Origin of the sequence: Opacimonas viscosa, assembly GCF_024199005.1 — a bacterium.
Taxonomy (GTDB): domain Bacteria; phylum Pseudomonadota; class Gammaproteobacteria; order Enterobacterales; family Alteromonadaceae; genus Opacimonas; species Opacimonas viscosa.
Window position 1 is genome coordinate 20,696 of sequence record NZ_JANATA010000007.1, and the last position, 25,346, is coordinate 46,041.

The 25,346-nt window shown below is 41.7% G+C and carries 23 protein-coding genes; 7 read left to right on the top strand and 16 right to left on the bottom strand.

The annotated features are described in order from the left end of the window. Positions 1-12: 12 nt before the first annotated feature. From envZ to NLF92_RS05455, 9 genes are all read right to left on the bottom strand, one after another. Positions 13-1,305, bottom strand: a complete 1,293-nt coding sequence (envZ, locus tag NLF92_RS05415; RefSeq protein ID WP_254099626.1) for a two-component system sensor histidine kinase EnvZ — start codon at positions 1,303-1,305, stop codon at positions 13-15. A gap of 46 nt (positions 1,306-1,351) precedes the next feature. Then, the gene (gene ompR, locus NLF92_RS05420; protein WP_254099628.1) at positions 1,352-2,074 is read right to left on the bottom strand and encodes an osmolarity response regulator transcription factor OmpR; all 723 of its coding nucleotides are present in this window, start codon (positions 2,072-2,074) and stop codon (positions 1,352-1,354) included. 207 nt (positions 2,075-2,281) lie between these two features. Then, complete coding sequence (locus tag NLF92_RS05425) at positions 2,282-3,184, bottom strand: phosphoribulokinase (RefSeq protein WP_254099629.1); 903 nt, start codon at positions 3,182-3,184, stop codon at positions 2,282-2,284. A gap of 106 nt (positions 3,185-3,290) precedes the next feature. Next, complete coding sequence (gene purD / locus NLF92_RS05430) at positions 3,291-4,577, bottom strand: phosphoribosylamine--glycine ligase (protein WP_254099630.1); 1,287 nt, start codon at positions 4,575-4,577, stop codon at positions 3,291-3,293. Positions 4,578-4,590: 13 nt separating this feature from the next. Further along, a complete protein-coding gene (gene purH, locus NLF92_RS05435; protein ID WP_254099631.1) occupies positions 4,591-6,186 on the bottom strand; it encodes a bifunctional phosphoribosylaminoimidazolecarboxamide formyltransferase/IMP cyclohydrolase in 1,596 nt (531 codons plus the stop codon). A gap of 93 nt (positions 6,187-6,279) precedes the next feature. Then, positions 6,280-6,573: a DNA-binding transcriptional regulator Fis gene (gene fis, locus NLF92_RS05440; RefSeq protein WP_254099632.1), complete on the bottom strand. Its 294-nt coding sequence runs from the start codon at positions 6,571-6,573 to the stop codon at positions 6,280-6,282. Positions 6,574-6,603: 30 nt separating this feature from the next. Next, on the bottom strand, positions 6,604-7,593 hold the full coding sequence (gene dusB / locus NLF92_RS05445; protein ID WP_254099633.1) for a tRNA dihydrouridine synthase DusB: 990 nt from the start codon (positions 7,591-7,593) through the stop codon (positions 6,604-6,606). Between the two features lie 169 nt (positions 7,594-7,762). Next, positions 7,763-8,641, bottom strand: a complete 879-nt coding sequence (gene prmA / locus NLF92_RS05450; RefSeq protein ID WP_254099634.1) for a 50S ribosomal protein L11 methyltransferase — start codon at positions 8,639-8,641, stop codon at positions 7,763-7,765. Positions 8,642-8,659: 18 nt separating this feature from the next. Beyond that, positions 8,660-10,192, bottom strand: coding sequence for a S10 family peptidase (locus tag NLF92_RS05455; RefSeq protein WP_254099635.1), 1,533 nt, complete (start codon positions 10,190-10,192; stop codon positions 8,660-8,662). 209 nt (positions 10,193-10,401) lie between these two features. On the opposite strand from NLF92_RS05455, the gene NLF92_RS05460 reads away from it, so the two are divergent. Continuing rightward, the gene (locus tag NLF92_RS05460; RefSeq protein WP_254099637.1) at positions 10,402-11,448 is read left to right on the top strand and encodes a diguanylate cyclase domain-containing protein; all 1,047 of its coding nucleotides are present in this window, start codon (positions 10,402-10,404) and stop codon (positions 11,446-11,448) included. A gap of 200 nt (positions 11,449-11,648) precedes the next feature. On the opposite strand, the gene NLF92_RS05465 is transcribed toward NLF92_RS05460, so the two are convergent. The 3 genes from NLF92_RS05465 to NLF92_RS05475 all read right to left on the bottom strand — a co-directional run bounded on the left by NLF92_RS05465 (position 11,649) and on the right by NLF92_RS05475 (position 13,051). Continuing rightward, positions 11,649-11,939: a high-potential iron-sulfur protein gene (locus NLF92_RS05465; RefSeq protein ID WP_254099639.1), complete on the bottom strand. Its 291-nt coding sequence runs from the start codon at positions 11,937-11,939 to the stop codon at positions 11,649-11,651. 200 nt (positions 11,940-12,139) lie between these two features. Beyond that, positions 12,140-12,766: a flavin reductase family protein gene (locus NLF92_RS05470; protein ID WP_254099640.1), complete on the bottom strand. Its 627-nt coding sequence runs from the start codon at positions 12,764-12,766 to the stop codon at positions 12,140-12,142. Between the two features lie 93 nt (positions 12,767-12,859). After that, positions 12,860-13,051, bottom strand: coding sequence for a zinc ribbon domain-containing protein (locus NLF92_RS05475; RefSeq protein ID WP_254099641.1), 192 nt, complete (start codon positions 13,049-13,051; stop codon positions 12,860-12,862). Between the two features lie 89 nt (positions 13,052-13,140). Between NLF92_RS05475 and NLF92_RS05480 the strand changes: the two genes are divergently transcribed. From NLF92_RS05480 to NLF92_RS05495, 4 genes are all read left to right on the top strand, one after another. Next, positions 13,141-13,440 (top strand): HNH endonuclease, encoded by a 300-nt coding sequence (locus NLF92_RS05480; RefSeq protein ID WP_254099642.1) that lies wholly within the window; start codon positions 13,141-13,143, stop codon positions 13,438-13,440. Positions 13,441-13,463: 23 nt separating this feature from the next. After that, positions 13,464-15,704 carry an exonuclease domain-containing protein gene (locus tag NLF92_RS05485; protein ID WP_254099643.1) on the top strand — a complete coding sequence of 747 codons (2,241 nt, stop codon included), beginning with the start codon at positions 13,464-13,466 and terminating at the stop codon, positions 15,702-15,704. A gap of 218 nt (positions 15,705-15,922) precedes the next feature. Continuing rightward, complete coding sequence (locus NLF92_RS05490) at positions 15,923-16,246, top strand: TIGR03643 family protein (RefSeq protein ID WP_349293220.1); 324 nt, start codon at positions 15,923-15,925, stop codon at positions 16,244-16,246. Positions 16,247-16,472: 226 nt separating this feature from the next. Continuing rightward, positions 16,473-16,820, top strand: a complete 348-nt coding sequence (locus NLF92_RS05495) for a DUF4870 domain-containing protein (protein ID WP_254099644.1) — start codon at positions 16,473-16,475, stop codon at positions 16,818-16,820. A 27-nt stretch (positions 16,821-16,847) separates the two neighbouring features. Here NLF92_RS05495 and NLF92_RS05500 read toward each other — a convergent pair whose 3' ends face one another. Further along, entirely contained in the window at positions 16,848-19,739 is a 2,892-nt protein-coding gene (locus NLF92_RS05500; protein ID WP_254099645.1) for an FAD-binding and (Fe-S)-binding domain-containing protein, read from the bottom strand. A 165-nt stretch (positions 19,740-19,904) separates the two neighbouring features. On the opposite strand from NLF92_RS05500, the gene NLF92_RS05505 reads away from it, so the two are divergent. After that, positions 19,905-20,816, top strand: coding sequence for a LysR family transcriptional regulator (locus tag NLF92_RS05505; protein WP_254099647.1), 912 nt, complete (start codon positions 19,905-19,907; stop codon positions 20,814-20,816). Positions 20,817-20,885: 69 nt separating this feature from the next. On the opposite strand, the gene NLF92_RS05510 is transcribed toward NLF92_RS05505, so the two are convergent. The 3 genes from NLF92_RS05510 to NLF92_RS05520 all read right to left on the bottom strand — a co-directional run bounded on the left by NLF92_RS05510 (position 20,886) and on the right by NLF92_RS05520 (position 23,973). After that, on the bottom strand, positions 20,886-22,013 hold the full coding sequence (locus tag NLF92_RS05510; protein ID WP_254099649.1) for a DcaP family trimeric outer membrane transporter: 1,128 nt from the start codon (positions 22,011-22,013) through the stop codon (positions 20,886-20,888). Between the two features lie 438 nt (positions 22,014-22,451). After that, positions 22,452-22,856, bottom strand: a complete 405-nt coding sequence (locus tag NLF92_RS05515) for a hypothetical protein (RefSeq protein WP_254099650.1) — start codon at positions 22,854-22,856, stop codon at positions 22,452-22,454. Positions 22,857-22,950: 94 nt separating this feature from the next. Then, complete coding sequence (locus NLF92_RS05520) at positions 22,951-23,973, bottom strand: helix-turn-helix domain-containing protein (RefSeq protein ID WP_254099651.1); 1,023 nt, start codon at positions 23,971-23,973, stop codon at positions 22,951-22,953. Between the two features lie 167 nt (positions 23,974-24,140). Here NLF92_RS05520 and NLF92_RS05525 point away from each other — a divergent pair, with 167 nt between their 5' ends. Beyond that, the gene (locus tag NLF92_RS05525; protein WP_254099652.1) at positions 24,141-25,310 is read left to right on the top strand and encodes a fatty acid desaturase; all 1,170 of its coding nucleotides are present in this window, start codon (positions 24,141-24,143) and stop codon (positions 25,308-25,310) included. Positions 25,311-25,346: the final 36 nt, after the last annotated feature.

A 25,346-nucleotide genomic window follows, 5' to 3' on the forward strand; every position in this document is an offset into this window, starting at 1 on the left:
ACCATCAGTGGGTTAATCAATCGGTAGCCGAATTTCAGCCTGAAAGCCACCTTCTGGGTGGTTTGAGAAATTTACCTGGCCTTGGTGCATATCAATAATACGTTTGATGATCGCCAAGCCTAGCCCAGATCCTGATGAGCCTCTGGCCGCATCTCCTTGGGCAAATGGTTGCATGAGTTTAGGCAGTTTATCTTGGTCTATGCCAGGACCAAAATCACGGATAGTGCAGACAACTTCTTTGCGTTTTTTGTCGTGTTCAGTTGTGATTTCTAGATGGTCTGAGCCATATCTGAAGGCATTTTCAACTAAGTTATCTAACACGCGTTTGATTGCAACCGCACGCATTAGGCAATCCGGTACATTCTGTAGACGTTGTGCAATAGTGTGGTTGTCATCAAAATGTCGTGCTTGTACAACACTATCCACCAGTAAATTAATATTCGTTAATTCTCGATTTTCTTCAAGATCTTGTTTGGCGTAATCAATGAATTGATCAATGATATCATTCATATCTTCAATATCTTGCACAATCCCTTCTTGGACCCAGGCTTGATCTTCCGGGAGCATTTCTGTTGCTAGGCGAATTCGAGTGAGTGGGGTGCGCAGATCATGTGAGATCCCCGCAGTCATAATATGCCGGTCTTGTTCTAATTGTTTAATACTTTGCGACATTTGGTTGAATGCCTTAGTTACTGACTGCATTTCTATACTGCCAGATGGCTTGATAGGGGCAGGAAATTCACCCTGACCAACCGCTTTAGCCGCGTTTTGTAAGGCGCGCAATGGCTGTGTCATCCGTTTAACAAAGATATAACCACCCGCTACCGACAATACCCCGATCACTAATAAAATAATGGTTAATGGTGAGAAATCGTTTTTACCAATGCCTTCCATCGGGATGACGATCCAAATAGCTGGGTTTTGCGGTGGATTAATCCAAATCCGATAAGGCGTATCAGTGGATAAGCGTACATCCGTTTCACCGCCTAGTTCTGAAGAAATTTGTGACGACATAAAACGATAGTAAGTCGCATCACTTAAGCCAGACTTTATAGCGTTTTCTTGAGAATAAAATACGATACCAGTGCGTTTTGAAAATGCTTGGCGACGCTCATTATCACTGATGAGTTGAGGCGCTTCAAAAAGTGTATTGACTTGGGTCGCAACGAGATTATTGATTTGCTGATAACTTGGCTGGATAAAATAATAAGTCACTGACCAATAAGAGACAACTTGGTTCAATAGTAATAATGCACCGATAAGTAATACGGTTTGACCAAACGCACTCTTCGGTACAATACTCACGCTTAGCTATCCTTTTACGTGTAGGCGAATAGAGAGGATGAGCGCTTTACACATCTGAGCCATCTGGAACAAATACATAACCCAACCCCCAGACAGTCTGAATATAACGTGGGTTAGTTGGATCTTTTTCCAACATGCGACGCAGACGCGAAACTTGTACATCAATGCTGCGTTCTAATGCACCGTAATCTCGACCACGCGCCAAATTCATTAATTTATCTCGAGATAAGGGTTCACGCGGATGACTAACTAATGATTTTAACACCGCAAATTCACCACTGGTCAATACCATAGGCTTGCCGTCATTGGTCATTTCTCGTGTCGCAAGGTTTAACTTATAACTCGCAAACTCCACAATTTGTTCTTCTTGTGAAGGAGCTCCAGGCGCTTCAATCGTTTTTCGACGCAACACAGCTTTAGCACGAGCAAGTAATTCTCTAGGGTTAAAAGGCTTTGGTAAATAGTCATCAGCGCCCATTTCTAGGCCAATGATTCGGTCGACTTCATCCCCTTTGGCCGTGAGCATGATGATTGGAATTTCGTTGTTTTTTTGGCGTAAACGGCGGCAGATAGAAAGCCCATCCTCACCAGGTAACATGAGATCTAAAACGAGTAAGTGAAAGTTTTCACGCTCTAAGAGACGGTCCATTTGTTCGGCATCAGCAGCCGTACGTACTTGATAACCTTGTTCAACTAGGTATCGTTCCAATAAACTACGCAAGCGCATGTCGTCATCAACGACGAGGATTTTTGATGTCTCTTGACCCATTTACTACTCCCTAATATTACTTTTTGACAAGTAAGATTATTATAAAAGTAAAACAAGTTTGAACTATAAGACACACTAGAAATGGATGACAGTTTTTTTGTGTAAGCAAGCGTAGTGATGTTGTTACAAAAGTTGTCGAGTGAGTCTATCTGTATTACGTTTTATAATATTCCATGCTTTTTTATATCGACCATCTTAGGCAAATGCTTATTTGTCCTGCACCCAATCCATTTGTAATGTTGAGCGACGCTTGTTATGCAAGATCTCTTCTAACAAAGGCGTCAATATCAACTCCATTGCCAAACTGATTTTACCACCCGGTACTACCAATGTGTTTACCCGTGACATAAATGAACCATCGATCATTTGTAGTAAATAAGGGTAATCTACCGACTTCATTTCACTGCGAAAACGGACCACGACAAAACTTTCATCTTGGGTCGGTATTTCTCTCGCACTAAAAGGGTTGGATGTATCAACTGTTGGTACGCGTTGAAAATTCACATGGGTTTGTGAGAATTGTGGTGTGATATATTGAAAATAATCATCGAGAGAACGCACAATGCTACTCATCACAGCTTCACGGCTATGCCCTCTATCTGTGGTGTCGCGAACGATTTTTTGGATCCATTCCAAGTTTACAATCGGTACCATGCCCACGAGTAGGTCAACATGCTTAGCAACATCGTGTTCTTCGGTTGTGATCCCACCATGCAATCCTTCATAGAATAAAAGATCTGTATTATCAGGCAAATCTTGCCACGGGGTAAAGGTGCCTGGCATTTGGTTGAATGGTACGGCTTCGTCAAAGGTGTGTAAGTACTCACGAAACTGTCCAGTCCCACTTTGCCCATACTCGGTAAATAAATTTTCTAAAAGTGCGAAGTCATTGGCAATCGGTCCAAAGTAACTAATATGCTTACCTTGTTCTTGAGCTTTACGGATTTCAACTTCCATCTCAGGGCGAGTAAAGCGGTGAAAACTATCACCACCAACGACCGCTGCATTGACATTTAAATTACGAAAAATATGCCTGATTGCATTGGTTGTTGTTGTAGTGCCAGCACCAGATGAACCGGTAATAGCAATGATAGGGTGCTTAGTTGACATATGTATGTCCTATTTACTTTATTATCCTTTGACTAATAGACCACGAAAGACGAAAAAAGTCGATACTTCAAGGAAATATCGACTTTTTATGTACCGCTTTTTTTGTTTAACTTTGTTCGCGTTGTATGGCGCGATAAGCAATATCATTACGATGGAACATACCATCCCAGCTAATATTGCCCGCTAGTTTGTACGCCGCACGCTGGGCTTCGGTTACTGAGTTACCCATAGCCGTAGCACACAGTACACGACCACCCGCGGTAACGATACCTTCTGCTGCCACTGATGTACCTGCGTGGAATACTTTGGCATCAGATGATTCACCTCTGCCTAAACCACTAATCACTAACCCTTTTTTGTAATCACCTGGGTAACCACCTGCAGCAAGGACAATACCAACTGCGGGACGTTCATCAAATTTGATGACAGTATTGGCTAAATCACCTTGAGTGGCCTTTAGGCATAACGCGACCAAGTCTGATTGTAAGCGCATCATGATCGGCTGTGTTTCAGGATCACCAAAACGACAGTTGTATTCAATAACTTTAGGTGTGCCATCCGCCATGATCATCAAACCGGCATAGAGAAATCCAGTGTAGTCATTACCTTCTGCAGCCATACCTTCTACAGTTGGTATAATCACTTCTTGCATAATGCGATCATGGATTGCTTTGGTCACGACCGGGGCTGGAGAATATGCACCCATACCCCCTGTATTTAGACCTGTATCGCCATCCCCTACGCGTTTATGATCTTGGCTTGTGGCAAATGATGCGATATTTTTACCGTCAACCATCACGATGAAACTAGCTTCCTCACCATCTAAGAATTCTTCGATGACAACACGACTACCTGCTTCACCAAAAGCATTTCCAGCAAGCATATCTTTGATTGCATCTTCGGCTTCAGTAAGGCTCATCGCTACTATCACTCCTTTACCTGCAGCCAAACCATCGGCTTTAACGACAATAGGAGCGCCTTTTTCTCTAACATATGCCAATGCGGGTTCTATTTCTGTGAAGTTTTGATATTCCGCAGTAGGAATGTTATGACGTGCTAAAAAATCCTTGGTGAAGGCTTTTGAGCCTTCTAGCTGGGCGGCTGCCTTGGTTGGACCAAAACACGGTAAATTAGCAGCGGTGAAAGCATCAACTACACCATCCACCAAAGGTTGCTCTGGGCCGACAATCGTTAATTCAACAGCATTGTCTTGCGCAAATTTTACTAAACCAGTGATGTCAGAAACAGGTATATCAATGTTTTCTAGCATGCCTTCATTTGCTGTACCAGCGTTACCCGGTGCGACAAACACTTTAGTCACGCCTTTACACTGAGCCGCTTTCCAAGCAAGCGCATGCTCACGCCCACCACTACCAATAACTAATACTTGCATATTCTTTTACCTCTTAATGACGGAAGTGACGCATACCGGTGAAGACCATCGCAATACCTGCTTCATCTGCTGCCGCAATAACTTCTGCATCACGCATAGAGCCACCAGGTTGAATAACAGCTGTAATACCTGCTGCTGCAGCTGCATCAATACCATCACGGAATGGGAAAAATGCATCAGAGGCCATCACACTGCCTACCACTTCTAAGTTCTCATCAGCTGCCTTGATGCCAGCAATTTTAGCAGAATAGACGCGACTCATTTGGCCTGCGCCTACACCGATTGTCATACCATCTTTACAATACACAATGGCGTTTGACTTCACATATTTAGCGACTTTCCAAGTAAACATCAGGTCTTTTAACTCAGCCTCTGTTGGTTGGCGTTTGGTTACAACCTGTAAGTCTTCAGCTTCAACCATCCCAAAATCACGTTCTTGGATCAATAGACCACCATTTACGCGTTTAAAATCGTAGCCATCAGTAAGCTGTCCAGCCCAGTCGCCACATTCTAAAACGCGCACATTTTGTTTGGCACTTAAGACTGTTTTGGCTGCTTCAGAAACCGTCGGTGCAATAATCACTTCAACGAACTGGCGGTCAATAATGGCTTGTGCAGTAGCTGCATCTAGTTCTTGGTTAAAAGCAATGATGCCACCAAATGCTGATGTTGGGTCAGTTTGATATGCGCGCTCGTAGGCCGCTAGGATAGTTTCACCTAAAGCAACACCGCAAGGGTTGGCATGTTTGACAATAACACAAGCTGGTTGATCGAATTCTTTGACACATTCTAAGGCTGCGTCTGTATCGGCAATATTATTAAACGATAACGCTTTACCTTGCAGCTGCTGAGCAGTTGCAACAGAGGCTTCTTGAATATCATTTTCTACGTAAAATGCTGCTGCTTGGTGAGAGTTTTCACCATAGCGTAAATCTTGTTTTTTACTGACTTGGATATTGTAAGTGCGCGGGAATTCGCTGTGCTCATGGTCACAATCATCGTCACACTCAGTTGTATCTAAACGGGCACCGAAATAGTTAGCAATCATACCGTCGTATTCTGCCGTGTGTTCAAAAGCCTTAATCGCAAGGTCAAAACGCGTTGCATGGTCAACTACACCACTGTTTGCTTGCATTTGCTCTAGGACAGTCACGTAATCATCGGCATTGACTACAATCGTCACATCGTTGTGATTCTTGGCAGCTGCACGCACCATGGTGGGGCCACCGATATCGATGTTTTCAATCGCGTCAGGCAAAGTGCAATCTGGGTTAGCTACAGTCGCAGCAAACGGGTAAAGGTTGACTACCACTAAATCAATCGCATCTATGTTATTTTCAGCCATGACCGCATCGTCTTGACCACGGCGTGCAAGGATACCACCATGAATTTTTGGATGTAATGTCTTGACTCGGCCGTCCATAATTTCAGGGTGTCCGGTGTGGTCTGATACTTCGATAACGGGTAAACCTGCCTCGGCAAGTAATTTGGCAGTCCCGCCGGTAGATAAGAGTTCAACATCCATAGCAACTAAGGCTTGGGCAAATTCTAAAATACCGGTTTTGTCTGACACACTTAGTAGTGCGCGACGGATTGGATTTGTAGTCATAGTATGTGGTCTTCTTACTGGAAATTTTGACAAGATAAAAAACAAAAAAGAGCACATAAGTGCTCTTTAGGCTGGGGCAGGCCCCGCTGGGTGTTAGCCCATGCCGTATTGTTTAAGCTTCTTACGAAGTGTACCGCGGTTGATACCCATCATATTAGCGGCTTTAGTCTGATTACCGCGAGTATACGTCATGACTTCTTCGAGTAAAGGTGCTTCAACTTCACTTAACACCATGTCATATAATGACTCAATTTCAGAGTTATCTAACTGCTTAAGGTATTTGTTTACAGCTTGTTTAACCGACTCACGTAATGGCTTTTGTGCTGTTGTTTGCGCAGGAGTTGTGACAATCGTTGTAAAAGGAGATGTTGCGTTTTGATCAAACATAATCAGTACTGCTCTTTTTTATAGTATCAATTAAGCTGCGCTAGAAGGAGACTTCTGCGACAACTGCGAGAAAAACATTGTTAACGCATCTAGCTGCTCAGCAGCGTCATCAATGGCATTAAAATGTGCGCGAAATTGACGTCCTTGATCGTATTTTGCCAAATACCACCCAACATGTTTTCGGGCGATACGAACACCTCCAATTCCCCCATAAAAATTATGGACGTTATCGATGTGCTCTAACATGACTGAACACTGTTCAGTATAGTCAGGTTTAGGCAGAATTTCTCCGGTTTGCAAAAAATGTTGTATTTCGCGGAAGATCCAAGGATTTCCTTGGGCACCACGACCAACCATTATTCCATCTGCTCCGGTGTGTTCTAACACAAATTTAGCTTGCTGCGGTGATGTAATATCACCATTGGCAACGACTGGTATATCCACTGCGTTCTTGATAGCTCGGATTGTGTCGTATTCGGCGTTGCCTTTATACATACATGCACGTGTTCTACCGTGAACCGCCAAGGATTGAATATTGTATTGTTGTGCTAATTTAGCAATCTGCACACCATTACGATTTTCTGGATCCCAACCTGTACGTATTTTCAATGTAACTGGGACCTTAACCGCATCAACCACCGCAGCAAGTATCGCTTCTACTTGATCGGGGTATTGCAGTAAGGCAGACCCTGCCATTTTTTTATTTACTTTTTTTGCAGGACAACCCATGTTGATATCGATGATTTGCGCACCGTTATTTACATTGAATTGAGCTGCCTCAGCCATGAGAGACGGGTCTGAGCCCGCTATTTGTACTGAACGAATTCCATGCTCGCCAGTGTGGTCCATGCGCATTTTAGATTTTTCAGTATGCCAAACCTTTGGGTTACTCGATAACATCTCGGAAACCACAAGTCCGGCACCCATTCTTTTGCACATTTGGCGAAAGGGCCTATCAGTCACCCCCGCCATGGGAGCTAATAGCAAATTATTCTCAAGCGTGTAGTGACCTATGCGCATGAAGTACCTCTAATTTGCAAAACTGATGCTCTGCACTATTGAACAAATAATATCCATATCGTACAAATTTTAAACCCTTATCGCTTAAGGGAGCGCAATATTACGCCTTTTTTGGGAGAGTGAAAAGCTGTTTTTTTAAGCAAATTGCAATTATTTTACTTGACAATAATTAGTGTTTTGTTCCGCTGACCCTTGCCCAGTCACCTTCGGTAACAATCTCATCGATATGAAACTGAGCCGCGTATAAATCTGCAATTTCTTGTGCTTGCTCAACTAGAATGCCTGACAAAACCAGTTTGCCACCTGGGCGACAATAGTCACTAATGACTTGGCTTAGCTCACGGAGCGGCGCGGCTAAGATATTCGCTAGTACGACATCTGCTAGGTATTGGGGATTGTGCTGTGGGAGTGCGACACTGACTTGTTCGCTTACTTGGTTGCGTAGAGCGTTTTCTTCGGTGGCTTGTAAGGCTTGGGGATCAATATCGATACCTAGCATTTCACTGGCACCGAGTTTGACTGCTGCGATCCCTAAAATGCCTGACCCACAGCCAAAATCAAGGACCTTTTTAGCGTGTAAATCAAGGCTGTCTAACCAACGTAAGCACAGTGCTGTGGTCGCATGAGTACCAGTACCAAAGGCGAGGCCTGGGTCGAGCATTACATTGACAGCGGTGGGGTCAGGAATATCTCGCCAAGAAGGACAGATCCATAAACGTTGGCCAAATTGCATTGCGTGGAAATTATCCATCCATTCACGCTCCCAGTCTTTGTCCTCTAGCGGATCTAGGACATAAATGAACTCATCTCCTAAAATTTTTGCTCGACTTAAACGTTGGATGACACGAGTCATGTCCATGGCTGCATCAAATAAACCCACTACTTGAGTATCTGGCCACAGCATGACTTCTCCAGGTTTCGGCTCGTATAACGGGGTGTCTTTAGCATCGACAAATGTGACGGCTTGCGCACCATTGGCACTGAGCATCTCACCTAACGCTTCAGCGTGTTCTGCTACCATGTTTATTTTTAGTTGAATGTAAGCCAAAATTCGGTTCCTGTCCTGCTATTGTGCATTTAAAAATGCGCGAATGTCGTCACTTAAAGCAATTAACGAAGGTTCATGGATATACATCATGTGACCTGCTTCATAATATTTCATAGTGACTCTGTTGGTATCAATGCCATGATGTGACATAGAGTGTTCAGTCGCAAAAAACGGTGTGGCCAGATCATAGTATCCATTGCCCACAAATACACGAAAATCTTTGTTTTCGCGCATCCCTTGAGCGATAAATGGCGTCACATTCATATAACCTTGGCTGCGTGCATTGCGCTCATACAGCCAATTCCATGCACCAAACACCTTGCCGTTAAGAATGTGATAGCGTTCATCGCGATTTACTGCTAAATCGTCACGCATATATTGATTGATTAATGCTGTGTAAGCACCATCAATCGCATAGCCAGAGGGGTCCGCTGCAAAACTATAGCCAACTTTATCAGCATCTTCACCAAGATAGCGACTATCTAAGCGACCCACTCGAAGGTCACGGTCCCGAAGAACCTCTTTCATAAATTGATATTCGTTGATCCGTAAATCACTCTGCTGTAAAAAACGTTCGCTTAAACCCGTAAACCGCTGTAATTGTTTTATCACTGAATTGCGCTCTGTAGGGCTTGCCATACTGCCTTTAAGTAACACAGTGGCATATTCATTGAGAGCAAACTGACGGACTTCTTCAATAAAGGGTGCTAGTTCAGGAAAACGGCTCCGGTCAATCGCCTTGTGATACCAAGCTGTCGCTGCATAGGTCGGTAAAAATGTCACAAACGGCAAATCGTTTCCAGGGTGGAAATCTCCAGTTGCAAAATCGACAATCGAAGAGATAAGCATGACGCCACTCAGATCTAATGAACCCCAGCCCGACTGTAATTCTTTGACCATTGCACCTGCTCGCGTCGTTCCATAGCTTTCTCCAGCGAGATATTTTGGACGATTAAATAAATTATGTTTACGGGTAAAGGCACGGACAAAGTCAGACATGATGACCGCATCTTCTTTGACGCCCCAGAAGTCTTTGCCAGTGTATTTACCAAGTGCCTTTGAATAGCCTGTCCCAGGAGGATCAATGAACACCATATCCGCAATATCTAAGAGAGATTTTGGGTTGTCTGCTAGAACATATGGCGGGGCACCAACACGTTCACCATCACTAGGCAATACAACGCGCTTCGGGCCAAAGATACCCATATGCAGCCAGACACTTGACGAACCAGGCCCGCCGTTAAAGATAAATAGGACAGGGCGTTGATTATTTTTAGTGTTGGTTCTGAAATACGCTGTGCTATAAATATTCGCTTTGGGCTGCCCTTCATCGTCCAATATATGATGATCACCAGCAATAACGTTGTATTGTACTTGCTTGCCGTTGATCTTGGTGCTGTGTTCGGTTTGGCTGATTTGAACTGCTGGTATGGGCTTAGCTACTGTACTCTCTGCTAAGCTAGCAACACTGAGTAAGCAAAGTACTCCGGCAGCCAAAAAAGTTTGTATGTGGGTTAATGAAAAAACCTTGTGAGATCTGGCTGTATACATGATTTATTCCTATTATTATATTGTGATAACAACTGCATAGTCTAATGCTTAACGAAATGTGTCAACTCCAAGTGCTATTAAATCCTAATGTTTTCATTGGCCTAGCAAATAATCATGATAAGTACTATAAATTAAACTTTTGTATAAAGGACATTAGTCTAACTGAGTCTATAATTTTAAGTGTCTCGAATAATTAATTGGCTACTTATATGTCAGATCTATTTAGCTACAATATCCTCGACAACGATGTGGAGCATATATCTGAACTACAAATCCTTATAGTAGATGATGAAAGTAGTGACTTATCTTATTACTCTGCAATTTTAAGTGGGTTATGCACTATTTCATTTGCTACTGATTCTGCGACTGCGATGTCCATGTGTGTCTCAGATAATCCTCCTGACTTGATTCTCTGTGATGTGTTGATGCCCGATCAAACAGGGTTTGAATTTTGCCAAGAACTTAAAAGCCAGCCTTTTACGAAAGATATCCCTGTGATTTTTTTGAGTTCGTTAAATGCATTAGAAGATAAGCTAGAAGGTTTCTCTACAGGGGGGATAGATTATATTGTCAAACCTGTACCCCAAGGTGAAATTGTGCAGCGTATCACCACACACTTAAATATTATTCTCGAGCGTAAAAAATTAGAGTTTTATTCGTATAGAGATGCGGTTACCAAAGTGGCTAACCGGCGTATTTATGAGTATGTGTTTACCAAAGAATGGCAAAACTGTATTCGATATGAAGAAATGTTTAGTTTGATTATGCTAGATATTGATAAATTTAAGTCCTATAACACTTTTTATGGACACGTTGCTGGTGATGAAGTGTTAATGCTAGTTGCTCAGCAGTTAGAACAATTTGGTCGACGAAGTAACGATCTGTTTGCTCGAATAGGGGGGGAAGAGTTTGTTTTGTTACTACCGACTTGTCAATCTGAGGGAGCGAGTCAAATTGCTCAGAGAATGATCGAAGCGGTTAACATGTTGTCCATTCCTCATAGCGAGAGTCCATCCAAGTTTTTAACGATAAGTGCAGGTGTCGCAACGATGTTACCTGAGGCAAATATTGAGCAAGGGTGCTTATTCAACTTCGCTGATAACGCATTATTTAAAGCCAAGCAAAAAGGAGGAAATCAGATATGCGTGTCTGATCATACTCGCATCCCAAAATCATTTATTACGAATGGTCACGTAGCTCGTGAGCGCAGGACTAAACAACAAGGTTCTACACAAAGAGTGGGGCAAAGACGTTGAGTTGATGTGTAGGTAGAGTGCAGATGTAAAGAGATGAATCGTTAAGTGTGAACTACCCCGCGACAGAGCAAGTCTGATCACGGGGTTTTCTCGCAAATTTTTGATAAAAAGTAAAAACCGAAGTGTAATGTCCTTATGTTGCCATCATACTTCGGTTTATTTTACTTTTTTATTGAGCAAAGAGTTTGGTTGGGCTTTGCTTATGCTTTCTTCATCCAAGCTGAGCACCAGCCGTTGGCTGAGACTTGTTTGCCAGGGAATAAGGCACATGGACGCCAGTCACCTTCAGCAGATTGGATATATACACAGTTAGCACAATTTTGACCCTCTACAGCTGAGTCATGTACATATTTCAAAGCTGACGCTTGGGGGCTTGTAGGGTCAACCTTGGCTACTTCAGCGTTAGCGCGCAATGCCACACTACCTAATGTCATACCAATTAATGAACAACCAGATAGCTTTAGAAAATCACGGCGGTTTAACTTACTCATTCGTTTCTCCTTTACCGATTAAAACTCGGTGTCTTCGTTTTTATTTCTCACACAATTTTTGGGTGATTGGTTGGTGGTATTGTAATCTTTATCTTCTTGGGGAAGTTTGATCACAAACAATATAAACGCAATAACTATGACAGATATAATGCCACAGATTACAAGTAACTGGTCAAAATTAGGATCTAAGTTTGTTTCCATTAGTCTATTTTAGCAAGGGCCTCATGAGGCTTTGCATACCCATAACGATGAATTCGAGAACTTTTATGATACGTATCTAAACCCGAAATGCAGGCTGTTTGCAAATGTTCTAGGTCAATATACCCATCTACAGATACCACTGAATTGTCAACATAGACTTCCACTACCTGGCCAATCACTAATTCTGTCTGGTTTAATTCAATCTTTTCAATGTGTTTGACCTCAAGACCTATTCTCAGTCGCGCCTCTGCTACATAAGGAGCTGAGTGAGTTGCAGAGTATGTCGGGGTCAAGCCCACTGCAGTAAACTCAGAATCAGTGTAGCGAGCTGAAGTTTGATGTGCTGCTTCAGTAAACTCACTACCTACTGCTGATAACGTATATATACCGGTATCTTTAATATTTTTTAAGCTATCTCTAGGTACGGTATGAGGACGCATGATCATACCCAACAGTGGTGGGTTGGCGCCAACATGAAAAACGGAACTTATAATCGCTAAGTTTTCTTGTCCCGAGGTACTTTTGGTGCCCAGTAAGTTAGCACTTTTGAAGCCTGAAAGGGAGTTGATGAAGTTTGCTCGGTAACGTTGGTCCATGTTTTGGATATCATCTTCACGGTAGAGCATAAATATTCCTTGTGAGTAGCATGTTCTAAAAGATTACTTGTGTAGGGTAGTCTCTATATATTTCTTGTGTTGGGTGTAACTAACGGTTGGAGTTCATTCATCATCACGTTTAGCAATAATTTCTAGGCCCCAACCGGTATCTTGTATGATCAATTCAATAGGGGCACAGCAAATCTGACAATCGACAATTTGTTGCTGTCCTACATCGTTTTGGATATCAATTTCTAAATCATTGGACACCATGCAGTAAGGACATTCAAATAGACTACTTTCAGTTAAACTCATTGTTGTATAAACCCGTATAAAAAGTAATGATTTATACGTGAATTGGTCAATATGGTTTACTTTAATAAAAATAAAAGTCGGTGTTGTTTATGGCATTTAGAAGAATAAAACATGGTGCGTGTGAACTTTGTGAACGAGAAGTTGCGCTAACCTTCCATCACCTGATCCCCAAAAAAATGCATAGACGGACATATTTTAAAAAACATTTTGAAAAAACAACGCTGAATGAGGGGATCAATATTTGTCGTCAGTGTCATGTGGGAATTCATACATCCCATGATGAAATGCAGCTGGCTAAAAGATTGAATACATTAGAAAAATTAAAGGATGACCCAGTTATAAGATCACATATAGCATGGGTCAAAAAACAAAAAATAGTGACAAAATAACTGTATGTATATACACTATTTATATGAGAAAAAATCTTCCAACATTTTATTATCTAGACCATTTCAATGAGTTTATTGGCTATATAGAGGCACATTGTGCTGCATTGTTACGTCCAGATGATCGTGCTTTCGTGAATCGGTTTTTGGTACAAGATAGAGATACCCAATGCGTGTTAGTGCGAGCCTTAAACCGAAAATCTCCGTTTATCAAAATAGATAGCCTAGAATATGCTGAGATAAATGATGAGCAGACTGCGATTGCAAATTGCATGAATAATAAGTGGTTCATTTCTGTTACTGAAGAGCATTTTACTGCGTGTTTAGCACAACTAACCAAAGTTGACTTACTTAATTTGCTTGCCAAAAACTCGACCTTAAAGTTTACGAAAAGTGCCTCCAAAGGAGCATTGTTGACATTGGTGCAAAACGGCGTTGCATATCGTGAATTTATGGGCTCGGAGTTGGCAAAAAAAATTGTTTATCGGGCCATTGATGATGTTCTGGAGTATCTACTCTTTTTATTTTTTGGGCATTTACATGGGCGTTTAAACCAATTCTCTATGCGTGACTTGGGGATTATGCGTACCCGCAAAAATGTCACTGCTGGGGCCCGTTTCAAGCATTGCTCTGCGGCGAAATCTGCTTATTTTTGGGCAAAATTAAAATATCGAGATAAATATTTAGCCAATATACCAATCTTTGTGCATAACGAGTTCATACCGACGTTCATTCCACCTGCTGATTTACCCGAAGCAGATGGCGCGTTAGCCTTGGACAGTAAAGATGAATTTTGTTGGTCTATTGGTAAACAACTTTTGGCTAAGGTAGAGCCAGAATGGTTAGTGCCATATGGTTTTTCAGTCGAGCAAAAGGAAGCTTTTGCTTGGTCTTATTTAGCTGCTTCTAGACATCCGAAAGCCCAAGAAAAATTACTTCGGCTACGCTATGCAGCTGGTGCAAAAGAAGAGGTAGAAGCAGAATTATTAGCCATTATAAGTGCACCTGAAAACGAACAAATTTTAGTCTTTGCAGAGGATTTTTTAGCCCGTAAATATCACAAGAAAAAAACCAGTACGTTAACGGATTGGTTGCGTACAGCAAAACGTAGTTATGTGTTTGAAGAAGTGCATAAAAATCGTGTGGAACGAGCTGTTGTAGAGTTTTATACAGGCCAAGGCCTCGTCAGTTATAAAACAGAAAACGAGTTGTTTAAAAGTTTATTTGGTTTGGTATTTTGGGATATTCTGTTTGCCAAAAATGCCCCTGCGGGGAACGAGTTTGATACTCGTCCCCATTATATTATCCATAATAATCTCTACCAGGAATGTACCGCACAAGTTGATGGTTTATTAAAAAAGTTAGGGACGTATAAAGCGTTAGCCAAACACGTCGTGCAGCAAGCAACACTCCATTATGGGAAACCTAATGGCATTTTTCGTTGGCACAAAAATATTATTAAACGCCTTGGCTGCTTGCTCCAATATAGTGATATAAAAGCTGTCCAAGGTATATTATTCGCGATGGCTGAAAATTACGCTTTGTATCATGATGGTTTTCCAGACATTATGGTGGTAGAAGATAATGCGTTGCGTTTTGAGGAAATTAAAGCTACCGGTGATGTCTTGCGCAAGAATCAACTCATCACGATGGCCAAATTAAAAGAATGTGGATTTACTGTTGATATCACCCAAGTTCAATGGGGCTTAAATCCTCAGCAACCTTATGTTGTGGTAGATATTGAAACCACTGGTGGGAGAGCAGAACAGCATCGGATTACAGAAATTGGTATCGTGAAAGTCATCAATGGCCAAGAAGTAGATCGTTGGCAAACCTTGTTAAACCCTCAGCGCATGATCCCGAAAAATATCACTCAGTTAACGGGCATTGATAATGCTTTGGTCGCTGATGCTCCGGTATTTGCCGAAATAGCAGATGAATTAGCTCATTTTACGCAGGGGTGTGTTTTTGTAGCGCATAACGTGAATTTTGATTTTTCTTTTATCAAAGCGGAATTTCAACGTTTAGACAGGCATTATTCTCGACCCAAACTCTGTACTGTTCGCGAGATGCGCAAGGCATTCCCTGGTTTAGCTTCGTATTCTCTAGCGAACCTCACGCGACATTTTTCTATTGATATGACACGTCATCACAGAGCGATGTCAGATGCTGTTGCTGCGGCAGCACTATTACATTTGGTCAATGAAAAAAGGGCAGAATACAGTGTCGCGCTAGATAGCGGAACGGTATTATCGGAACTTGACTAGAGGTAAGTTGTCCGTGACATATCTGCGGTTAGAGTTGTATTTCAGGCGGTAGAGATTTTGGTTAGCGACTCGATGTGAGAGACCCCTAATAGAGATAAACTTTTTTATTGTCTTTTGCGTATAAAAAGCCAGTAAAGACGCAGTGTTAGCAGAACTTTTCGACCTGTTAAGTGCTACATATGACGCGTTACCATACAGATAATAAGGTTGCTTGTGTAATGAAAGATTTTCCGAAAACGCCGCAGTCAGAGTCGGCAAAACATTTATCAGTGAGGCAACAAAGCCCTTTGGATGACGAAGATATTTCTCGGATCATCGAAATGGCCTGGGAAGACCGCACCCCTTTCGAGGCAATTGAGGCATTGTTTGGCGTCGCTGAGCCAGATGTCATCAAGCTTATGCGGGCTCATCTACGTCGCAAAACCTTCAATAATTGGCGCGCAAGAGTGTCCGGTAGAAATACTAAACACGATGCATTGCGCTCCAAAGATGTCACACGTGGTTATTGTGCAACTCAATACAAACACGTCCGTAAACGCTAGATATTTTCATAATTGTTAGACCAATCGCTTAAAACTTGTCTATATTTAATATGTTAACTTAAATAGTCTAAATGATTAGTTATTTGTACCGTTATACTGCATACGAAGGGTGAAACAATTTCATTGTCATTTTCGTGTTTATTTAAATGTAATTACTCGGTAAATTTTGCAAAACTAACCATCTAAAAGTTTAGCTAATATCAAATACACAAATAAGGAACGTTGTATGTCTTCATCAGAACAAACCTCTCATTTTCACGTCGAAACCCAATCAAAAGATGCCCAAAATACGGCTATGGTCATGTGGTTAGCCTCTATCTTTTTAGGTGTTTTTGCCGGTCTTATCTTTTCTTTTATGCAAAAAGAACAAGCTTATATTCAGACACAAGCAAAAGAAGCCATTAACTGGGGGATTACGTTGATTGTAGGATTAGTTGTGACTTCCGTACTGTTTGGTAGTGCGATTATGTTTGCTTTAATCTTACTTAACTTATTGTTTGCTGTGATGGGAGCCATTGCTTCATCTACTGGTGCAAACTTCTCTATTCCGCTGTCACTTCGTTTGTGGAAATAACAGCGCAATAATAATGAGCGCATCCGCTTAAGCAGATGCTTTAGCAGTGGATGCGCGATCTAACAAATACAGTAATGATTGATAATCAATACCCGAATGCTCGCTCAATCCTATTTCACAGGTGCGAGAATTACTGTAGCCGTTACTACACGAACTCCCTACTTGTTTTTTCAACGTACTCAATGCTGAGGCATTCAGTTCTGGTTGGGTCATGCCTTTATCCCCAGCAAACCCACAACAGTGGATGCCTTCTGGTTCGATAACATGGGTCGCACAACGTTGAGCTATGGTTTGCAAAGCAGAGCTGAGTCCCATCTTTTGGCTACTACACGTAATATGCAGTGCCACAGTTTCGTTAATTGGTTGAATATCCAGTTTGTCCAAAGCGTGCTGTGCCATAAATTCACACGCTTCAAAAATAGGTAGGGCATGTCCTAATTCCGCCAAGCGCAATTTACATGGGCTTGTATCAAAGATAATCGGAATGCGGCCATTATCGGAGAGGGTTTGTAAGCTAGCTAATAACTCATCCCCTTTGGCTGTAGCGAATTGGCTTAAACCTTTGGAAGAAAATGGCATACCACAACATAAACCTGACACAGACGCTGGGATTGTCACTGTATAACCAGCTTTGTGGAGTACGGTTTGCGTCACTTCATGTAAGCTGCGTTGCTCTTTGCTCAGTGGATCTGGTCCCATAGTCCGTGAAGCACAGCTAGGGAAGTAAATAACCTCAAGAGTATGTTTTTTAGACTCAGCATGGTTCGCCTCTAGCTCAAGTTTTGTCTGTGCGACAAGGGATTGACTAGATGCGGATTTGGAAGTGCCAAGCGGAGCCGCTGGTTGTGGATAACGACTAAACCATAACGGCATTCTTCTACCCGTACTGTGATGGAGTGTACGTCCCAGTGTGTTGGTGCGAGTCGGGCCAATAATCTTACTAATACGACTGGCAAGTCCTAATGCTGTGCCAGCTGTCTTGGTGAGAGGGGCAAATTGTTCACTTGAAAATTTCGCAATGGTTGTGCCAAATTTACCCACATTTTGTCCGCGCAGTTCGCGTATTAAATCACCTGTGTTGATACCAACAGGACACCGTTCTGCGCACAGTCCAGTGGCTGCACACGTATCTATCCCATAATACTGAAAATCGTGTTCAAGCTGTCCAAGTTCTTGACGTTCAGCATCAATTAAATATCCACGGTCCTTTAGTTGTTGGATACGACGCCAAATTGCAATGCGCTGACGGGGGGTAAAAGTCAGATCCTTGGACGGGCAAACGGGCTCACAAAAACCGCACTCAATACATTTATCGACGATGTCATTTGCTTTAGGCAGCGCCTTTAGGTTCTTGATATGTGCGTCCGGATCTTCATTGAGAATGACACCAGGATTTAAAATACCTGTAGGGTCAATAATCTGTTTTAACTCACGCATTACCGAGAACGCTTTTTTACCCCATTCTAGCTCTACAAATGGAGCCATATTTCGCCCTGTGCCATGCTCTGCTTTTAACGAACCTTGGAAATCAACAGCGACTAACTGGGCCACATCGCGCATGAAATCATCATAGCGTTGTACTTGCTCAGGTGTATCAAATGCCTGAGTGAAAACAAAGTGCAGGTTACCGGCCAGCGCATGCCCAAAAATAAGCGCTTCGGTATAATTATATTTAGCAAAAAGTGCTTGTAGGCCTAACACCCCTTGGTCCAATACATCATGAGGAAAAGAAACATCCTCGATGATTACCGTTGTCCCAGTCTCACGGACGGCACCAACTGCTGGAAAAGTCGCTTTACGGATGGCCCATAATTGTGCGCTGAGAACGGCATCTTGAGAAAAATGAATCGCCTCTAAGGGCTGTGCTTGCTGTACTAAACTGGTGAGTTGGGATATGTGGGCGTCAAGAGAGGCTTGGTCACTTGCTGTGGTTTCAATTAACAGTGCGGTAGATGTGGGTGCATTATGACAAAATGTATCGGGTAGTCCCGGCTTGCCTGCTACAGAATTTAGTGCGCGTTGATCGAGTAATTCGACGGCATCTACTGGATATTCTCGTAGTGTTGATGCTAATTGGCAGGCAATCGTGGGATTGGCAAACAGATACAGTCCAGTCGCTTTATATGGATGTTCGACAACCGTATTGTAGGTAATATCAGCAATGAAGCCTAATGTGCCTTCTGAACCTACCATTAAGTGACTTAAAACAGATACTGGATCTGTGTAGTCAGTTAATGCGTTGAGTGAATAACCGGTGGTGTTTTTCAAGCGGTACTTGTGTTGAATTAGTGTCGTCAGCTCGGCATCTGCTTGAACGTTTTGAGCAAGCGCTTCGATAGCATCTAATAAGGGTTTATGAGACGTTCTAAATGCGGCAATACTACTGGCATCACCAGTATTTAATGCAGTGCCATCAGCAAAGATTATCGTCATTTCAGCCATTGTATAAAAAGTATTTTTGGCGACGCCACAACACATTCCTGACGCATTGTTAGCGGCGATACCGCCGATCTTACAAGCGTTAATAGAAGCGGGGTCGGGACCAATTTTTCTTTGGTATGGGGCTAGGTAGCGGTTTGCATCCGCACCAACAACTCCTGGTTGCAAGCGAATTTTTTGTCCATTTTCTAAAATTTCGTGATTACGCCAATGTTCGGTCAGTAAAATGAGTACCGAATCGGTAATTGCTTGGCCAGACAAACTTGTACCAGCCGCACGAAACGTCACTGGTATATTATGTAAAAAACTCAAGGCTAAGACATCTTGCATTTCCCCAATGCTAGCCACTTTTATGACCAAGGCAGGGATCAACTGATAAAAGCTGGCATCAGTGGCATAGGCGCGACGTCGAGATATGTCGGTAATGATGCGTTCATTATCGAGAATATGCGAAAGAGAATTGAGATATTGCGGATGCATAGCCTAGCCTTTGTTGTTACATAACCTATTTTATCATCAAGATACGACAAACAATGTGTTCGATATATAGACGAACGTGCAATGGTTAGTTTCTAAAATTGCTATAATATCGATAGTAATTACTCTATATTTTGTTATTAATCATTTTTGAAGGAAAGTATGCATATGGCAGGTGTCAAAGCTGATGATATATTTTTATTTGTACAAGTTGTTGAAGCTGGTTCTTTTTCAAAAGTGGCCCAGCAACAAGAGATAACGAACTCAGTGGTCAGTAAACGGATATCTCGTTTGGAAGCGGCATTGAATATGCAGCTGATGTATCGTTCTACGCGGAAATTGTCCCTCACTGATGGTGGGCAAATGCTATATCAAAAAGCAAAGTTGGCTAAAACTGCACTCCAAGAGGCCCAAGACGCAGTGACTGGATATAGCGATACTGTGAGCGGTAAAATAAAAATTACGGCACCTGCGGTATCGGCACGATTGGTTTTAAATGAGGCAATTGCAAAATTTTGTAAAGCGCACCCAGAAATACGCATTGAGCTTAATGTCGATGATAAGGTAGTAGATCTAATAGAAGATGGTTTTGATTTGGCGATTCGTACCGGTGTCCTTGAAGACTCGAGCTTAATGGCTCGACGCTTAGTCAATTCTAATTGGGTGATTGTTGGGACTGCAGAGTATATTCGTAAAAATGGTTTGCCACAAAACACAACACAACTCGAATATCACAATTGTTTGTTGTACAAAAATGAAACGAGTGGTCCTGCAGCTTGGCGTTTTAGTAACGACAACGAAGAATATGTGGTGCAAGTGGATGGGTCTTTTTGTTCTGGTGATTTAAATGCTTTAAGACAGGCTGCTAAAGCTGATCTAGGCTTGGCTTATGTGCCATATGCATTGGTCCATGATGATATCGAAAATGGTGACTTTGTCCCGGTATTAGCTGATTATACGGCAAAAAAAGTAGGAATATATGCAGTCTATCCAAGGATGCGTCAACCAGATTTGAAATTGCGTATGTTGATTGAGCATTTACGCGATGCTTATCATGAAAAGTCCTCTTATTTTTACTAAGAAAAAGGCCGTTACAAAATTTGTAACGGCCTTTCATACTAAATATTAGATAGCTAAATCAGCAGTTTCTTAGAAAGAGAACTGTGCAGAAGCTAATAGATAGTTAGAGCTTAAATCAGCTGCTTCGTTTTGAGCGTATTTACCTACTTCAACACCAACTTTTAGTTTAGATGTTACATTAGTGATAACGTTTACACCCATGTGTGAACGGTCTCTGTCACCTAAATCAGTTGTTGATTGACCGTAGAAGAAAGTAGAACGAGTGTCTTCATTCCAGAATGCACGGTATGCTGCTGTGAAAGAAGTACCTTCTTCAACACGTGTTTCATCATTTACCGTGATGATATCTGGAACAGCAACAGTACCTACATAACGACCATACTCACCTTGTGCAACAGATACACGTAGGTCATTTTTGCCGCCCATTTTGATTTTAGCTGCAGCGTTAAAGCCGATTGCAGTTTCATCAATACCAGATTGATCTACTTTACGGATTAATGCACCTACGTTTGCTTGACCCCAGTCACCTTTAAAGTCATAACGAGCAACGATATCAGGCATAGATTGTTTTGCTTCTGATGCATTAACATTAGTAGTCTGAGAAACAACTGTTGCAACACCGTCAACTACACTGACAACGTCTGTAGTTCGAGTCCCAGCAGTACCGAATGTATATGGGTTTTCTAATGCGAAAGAGAAACCGCCGTTGGTATAACGAATCTGAGTTTGACGGATGAACGCTTCACCTACGTGTGCACCACCAAAATCTAGTGTTTCAGCTAATGCATGTAAAGGCATGAACGTTGACCAAGTTTGACCTACTAACCAGTTATCCCACTTGATGAAAGCGTGACGAACACGGAAACCATCAGAGTTAGAAATGATTTCGTTAGAGCTTTGTACTGCAGTATCCGCATCCATTTCGATAACACCAGTAACTTTACCGTGTTGTACTTTGAACTGAAGACGAGATTGGTTAGCATTGAAATCTGTTTGGCTGAAGTCACCTGCTGCTGCAGAACCGATGAAGTAACCGTTACGGTATAAATCACCGCTGACGTGACGCGCATCAACTTTAACAAAACCCGCTAAAGTTACTTTAGTGTCACCATTGTTGACTAATTCTACGGCTGCATTTGCTTGAGTAGCAAGGCCTAATAAAACAGCCGCTGCTGTTGTAGTTAAAATCTTTTTCATGTGTGTTCCTATCTTTTTGTGTTGAGTTACTGTGGACGCACAATAATGATCGAAATCACTATAATAAAGCAATTTTTGGAATAAATAAGTTTCCAAAAATGATGCTATATTGTGTTTATTGCTCGATTTTTGTGCGTTATAAGCGTATTTTTAATGTAATGTTGTTAACAATATTAATAAAATGTTAACTCTGGGTTTGCTTGTTAACAATGTTTGTGGAAGTGATAGGTAATTTATCTAAGATATTGATATATATATAAAATATAGATAATCTTTCAACGTTAACTTTGCTTTTTATGGTGCACTATCACTTCTATAAAATCGGTGAAATGAGCGGTAAATTGTCCGGCAATTCTATTGGTTAACCCCCCCGTATTTTACTATGGGTTTTCACCTAATGCGAAAGTATGAGTAATACTAAAATCGTACTTTAAAAAACTAAATTTTGAGTAGAACTTCAAGGTTTTTCCTGAGTTGAGAAGGAAATGGAAGGAGTTTGTCTGCATGATGAGTAATTTGCTCGACGACGGTGATCATTTCTTGTTGTTTCACTTTATTAAAATGTATTTTTGCTTCAGCGTCAGCAATACAATCAAGAATAATTTTCCCTGTAAGTATCGGTTCTTTGCAGCGTTGCATGAGTGCTTTGCGAATATAAACTTGCCATTCTTGACGATAACTATTGAGTAAACGTTCTGGAAATAAATACAGATCTAGCACGTCTTGATGAAGGTTGACAATATCATTAGGTACGTCCAATACCATGCGATACCAGAGCAATGCTACCGGGTGACAATCCTCTAATTCTAGTATGTTGTTAATTAATTCTTTTTTATTCATCATTTTTTTGCATATTTTTTAAACCATTTTTGAAAAGCTAGCGTAACTACTATGCACTGTTAAAGTGTGTACGCGTTCTTGCTGTTTAGCCCACCTTTTAGGTGGGCTTTTTTATGCCCTTTGCAAATCGATGTAAACGTTCATTTTTACGGAGTTGGACCAAAGACGCTCCAAACCACTTTCTAATATGTGCACTCAGCCCTGAGCCATGTTTATACCCTAACATTAAGGCGATCGTATTTAAGTCATGACTGGTTTTACAAATCAATTCGTAGGCATAATGCATACGTACATTTTGTAAAATGGTATTAAAGTTAACCCCATAAAATGCTAAATCCCGTTGTAATTTTCTTGGATGTTTGCCTAATACTCGTGCAATGTGTGGTAGCGTAGCTGTTTGATTTGCTAAGCCAATACCTACTAATTCTGAAACTTGTTCAATGAGATCTTCTTCTGCTAATGAATCATTAAAAGAAGTAGTAAGCCATTGTGTATTTTTGGGAATTTTTTGTTGAGCGAGTTGGGTTGGAAAGTTAACTTGAGTCACGGCTTTACCAAAACCAACAGGTGTCGCGAAATAGCTTTGCAGTGCTTGAGGTGAAACAAAGTCACATTCGTTTGCTTGAAAATAAATACTCCGTACTGGAATATTGTTCGGTAGGAGTTGCCCTAGACACTGCAGAGCCAAGGTCACAACATATTCTTGGAAGACTGCACTTTGATTTAATACCCCAATACTACTGGTTAAGTTAATGCTTAACTTAAATTCAGAATGCTCAACTGTCATTGATAAACTAGGCACAATGAGGTGGATATGCTTTTCAATAATTACGAGCAGCTCACCTACGTTGGCACAAAGCGCTATTTTATCGACTAAGCTCCCTAACACTGTGAGATCTTGAGCTTGGGCGAGCGCATGCCCGATATCTGCGGCATTTCTGAGTTTGACGGTATATTCAAGTAATTGTCCAAAATCGACTATATCAATCAGATGGTATTTGGTACTGAGCATGGATTCAGAAAAACCTAGCGTAGCAAAAACCGCAGACGGTTCATGTCCGCGTTCGCGCAATAATGTCTGGTAGGAGCGCAAAAAACGATTAGAAATATAATGAGCCACGGTACTCTGTACTTTTTTACTTATTTACCATTACATTAGCGCAAAATGTCAGTTATCCATAATAGATTGTCGTTTTTAAATAATTTACTGTCGTAATAGTGTAAGTATCTGCTGATTTAATGCATACAATTAACGTGTACTTTAGAGGAATAGTGGAGCGCACAAACATGTCACCATCAGCGTTGAAAGAAAAACTATACACGACTATTGATAAACAGCAGTGTATATACGCGACTTATGTAAAACCGGTAAATTGGGGGAATGTCGCACTGGCCTGTGTGTTGACAGTTGTGTATTTAGGTTTATTGGGCAATATGGCATTTGCGCTGGCTGAATTACCTCATTTATCGCTGGGTTGGCATATTATTTTGCTGACAATAACGATTTATTGGGTCTTTACCGTGATGCATGAGGCTTCTCATGAGAATATCTTTGCCGGGACACCGAAGTTAAGCAGGCTAGAAAACCCTCTAGGTTGGTTGGCGTCCGTGCCGTTTATTATCATGCCGTTCTCTTTATTTAAAGTCGTCCACCTGATACATCATGCTCATACTAACGATCCTGAAAAAGATCCTGACCATTTTATGGCTGGCCCTGTCTGGCTGGCCTTTGGTAAAGGATTAATACTGCCACTGAGCTACTTGCACTTTTTTATCAAAGCAAGCGTCAATGGTCAGGTCACGATTTTGGCGGTCTGGCAAACGGTAGCGTATTTTATTGGCTTAGCATTTTTAGGTATGTTTGTCGCTGGGTTGGGTATTTGGGATACCATTTTGTTGTATCTTATTCTGCCTGTTTTTCTAGCCAGTGCTTTGTTGGCTTTTGCGTTGGATTATCTGCCGCATTATCCACACCAGACACAAAGTGCGCCAGAGCATTCAAGGAATTTCAATTTCTTTGGCGCAAAATGGATTTTTATGGGCCAAAATACTCATCAAGTGCACCATGCTTTACCGCGTATTCCATGGTATCGCTATGATGCTCATATAAACGATGTTACAGGTGCTATTACGCAGAGTAGATGCACTAACGCTACCGATAATACAAACCAAACTATGATATCGCACAAGGTGCGTGTGGAGCTTAATGGTACTGTGCATGAAATCAATGTAGCACCAAATGAAACTGTGCTACAAGCAGCCTTAACCCAACAAATCCGCTTGCCACATGCATGTAAAAAAGGGTTATGCGGTCGTTGCAAGATTGCTGTTCAGGGGGCGCATCATATGCAAAATGAACATAGCCCAGGCTTGCTGTCCGTAGAAAAACAATCGGGTGTGTCACTAGCTTGTCAATGTATTCCAGAAGAGGCTTTGCAAATAAAGCCAATAAGCTGAGTGATATAAAATAGGCAAAAAAAAACCAGAGTAAGT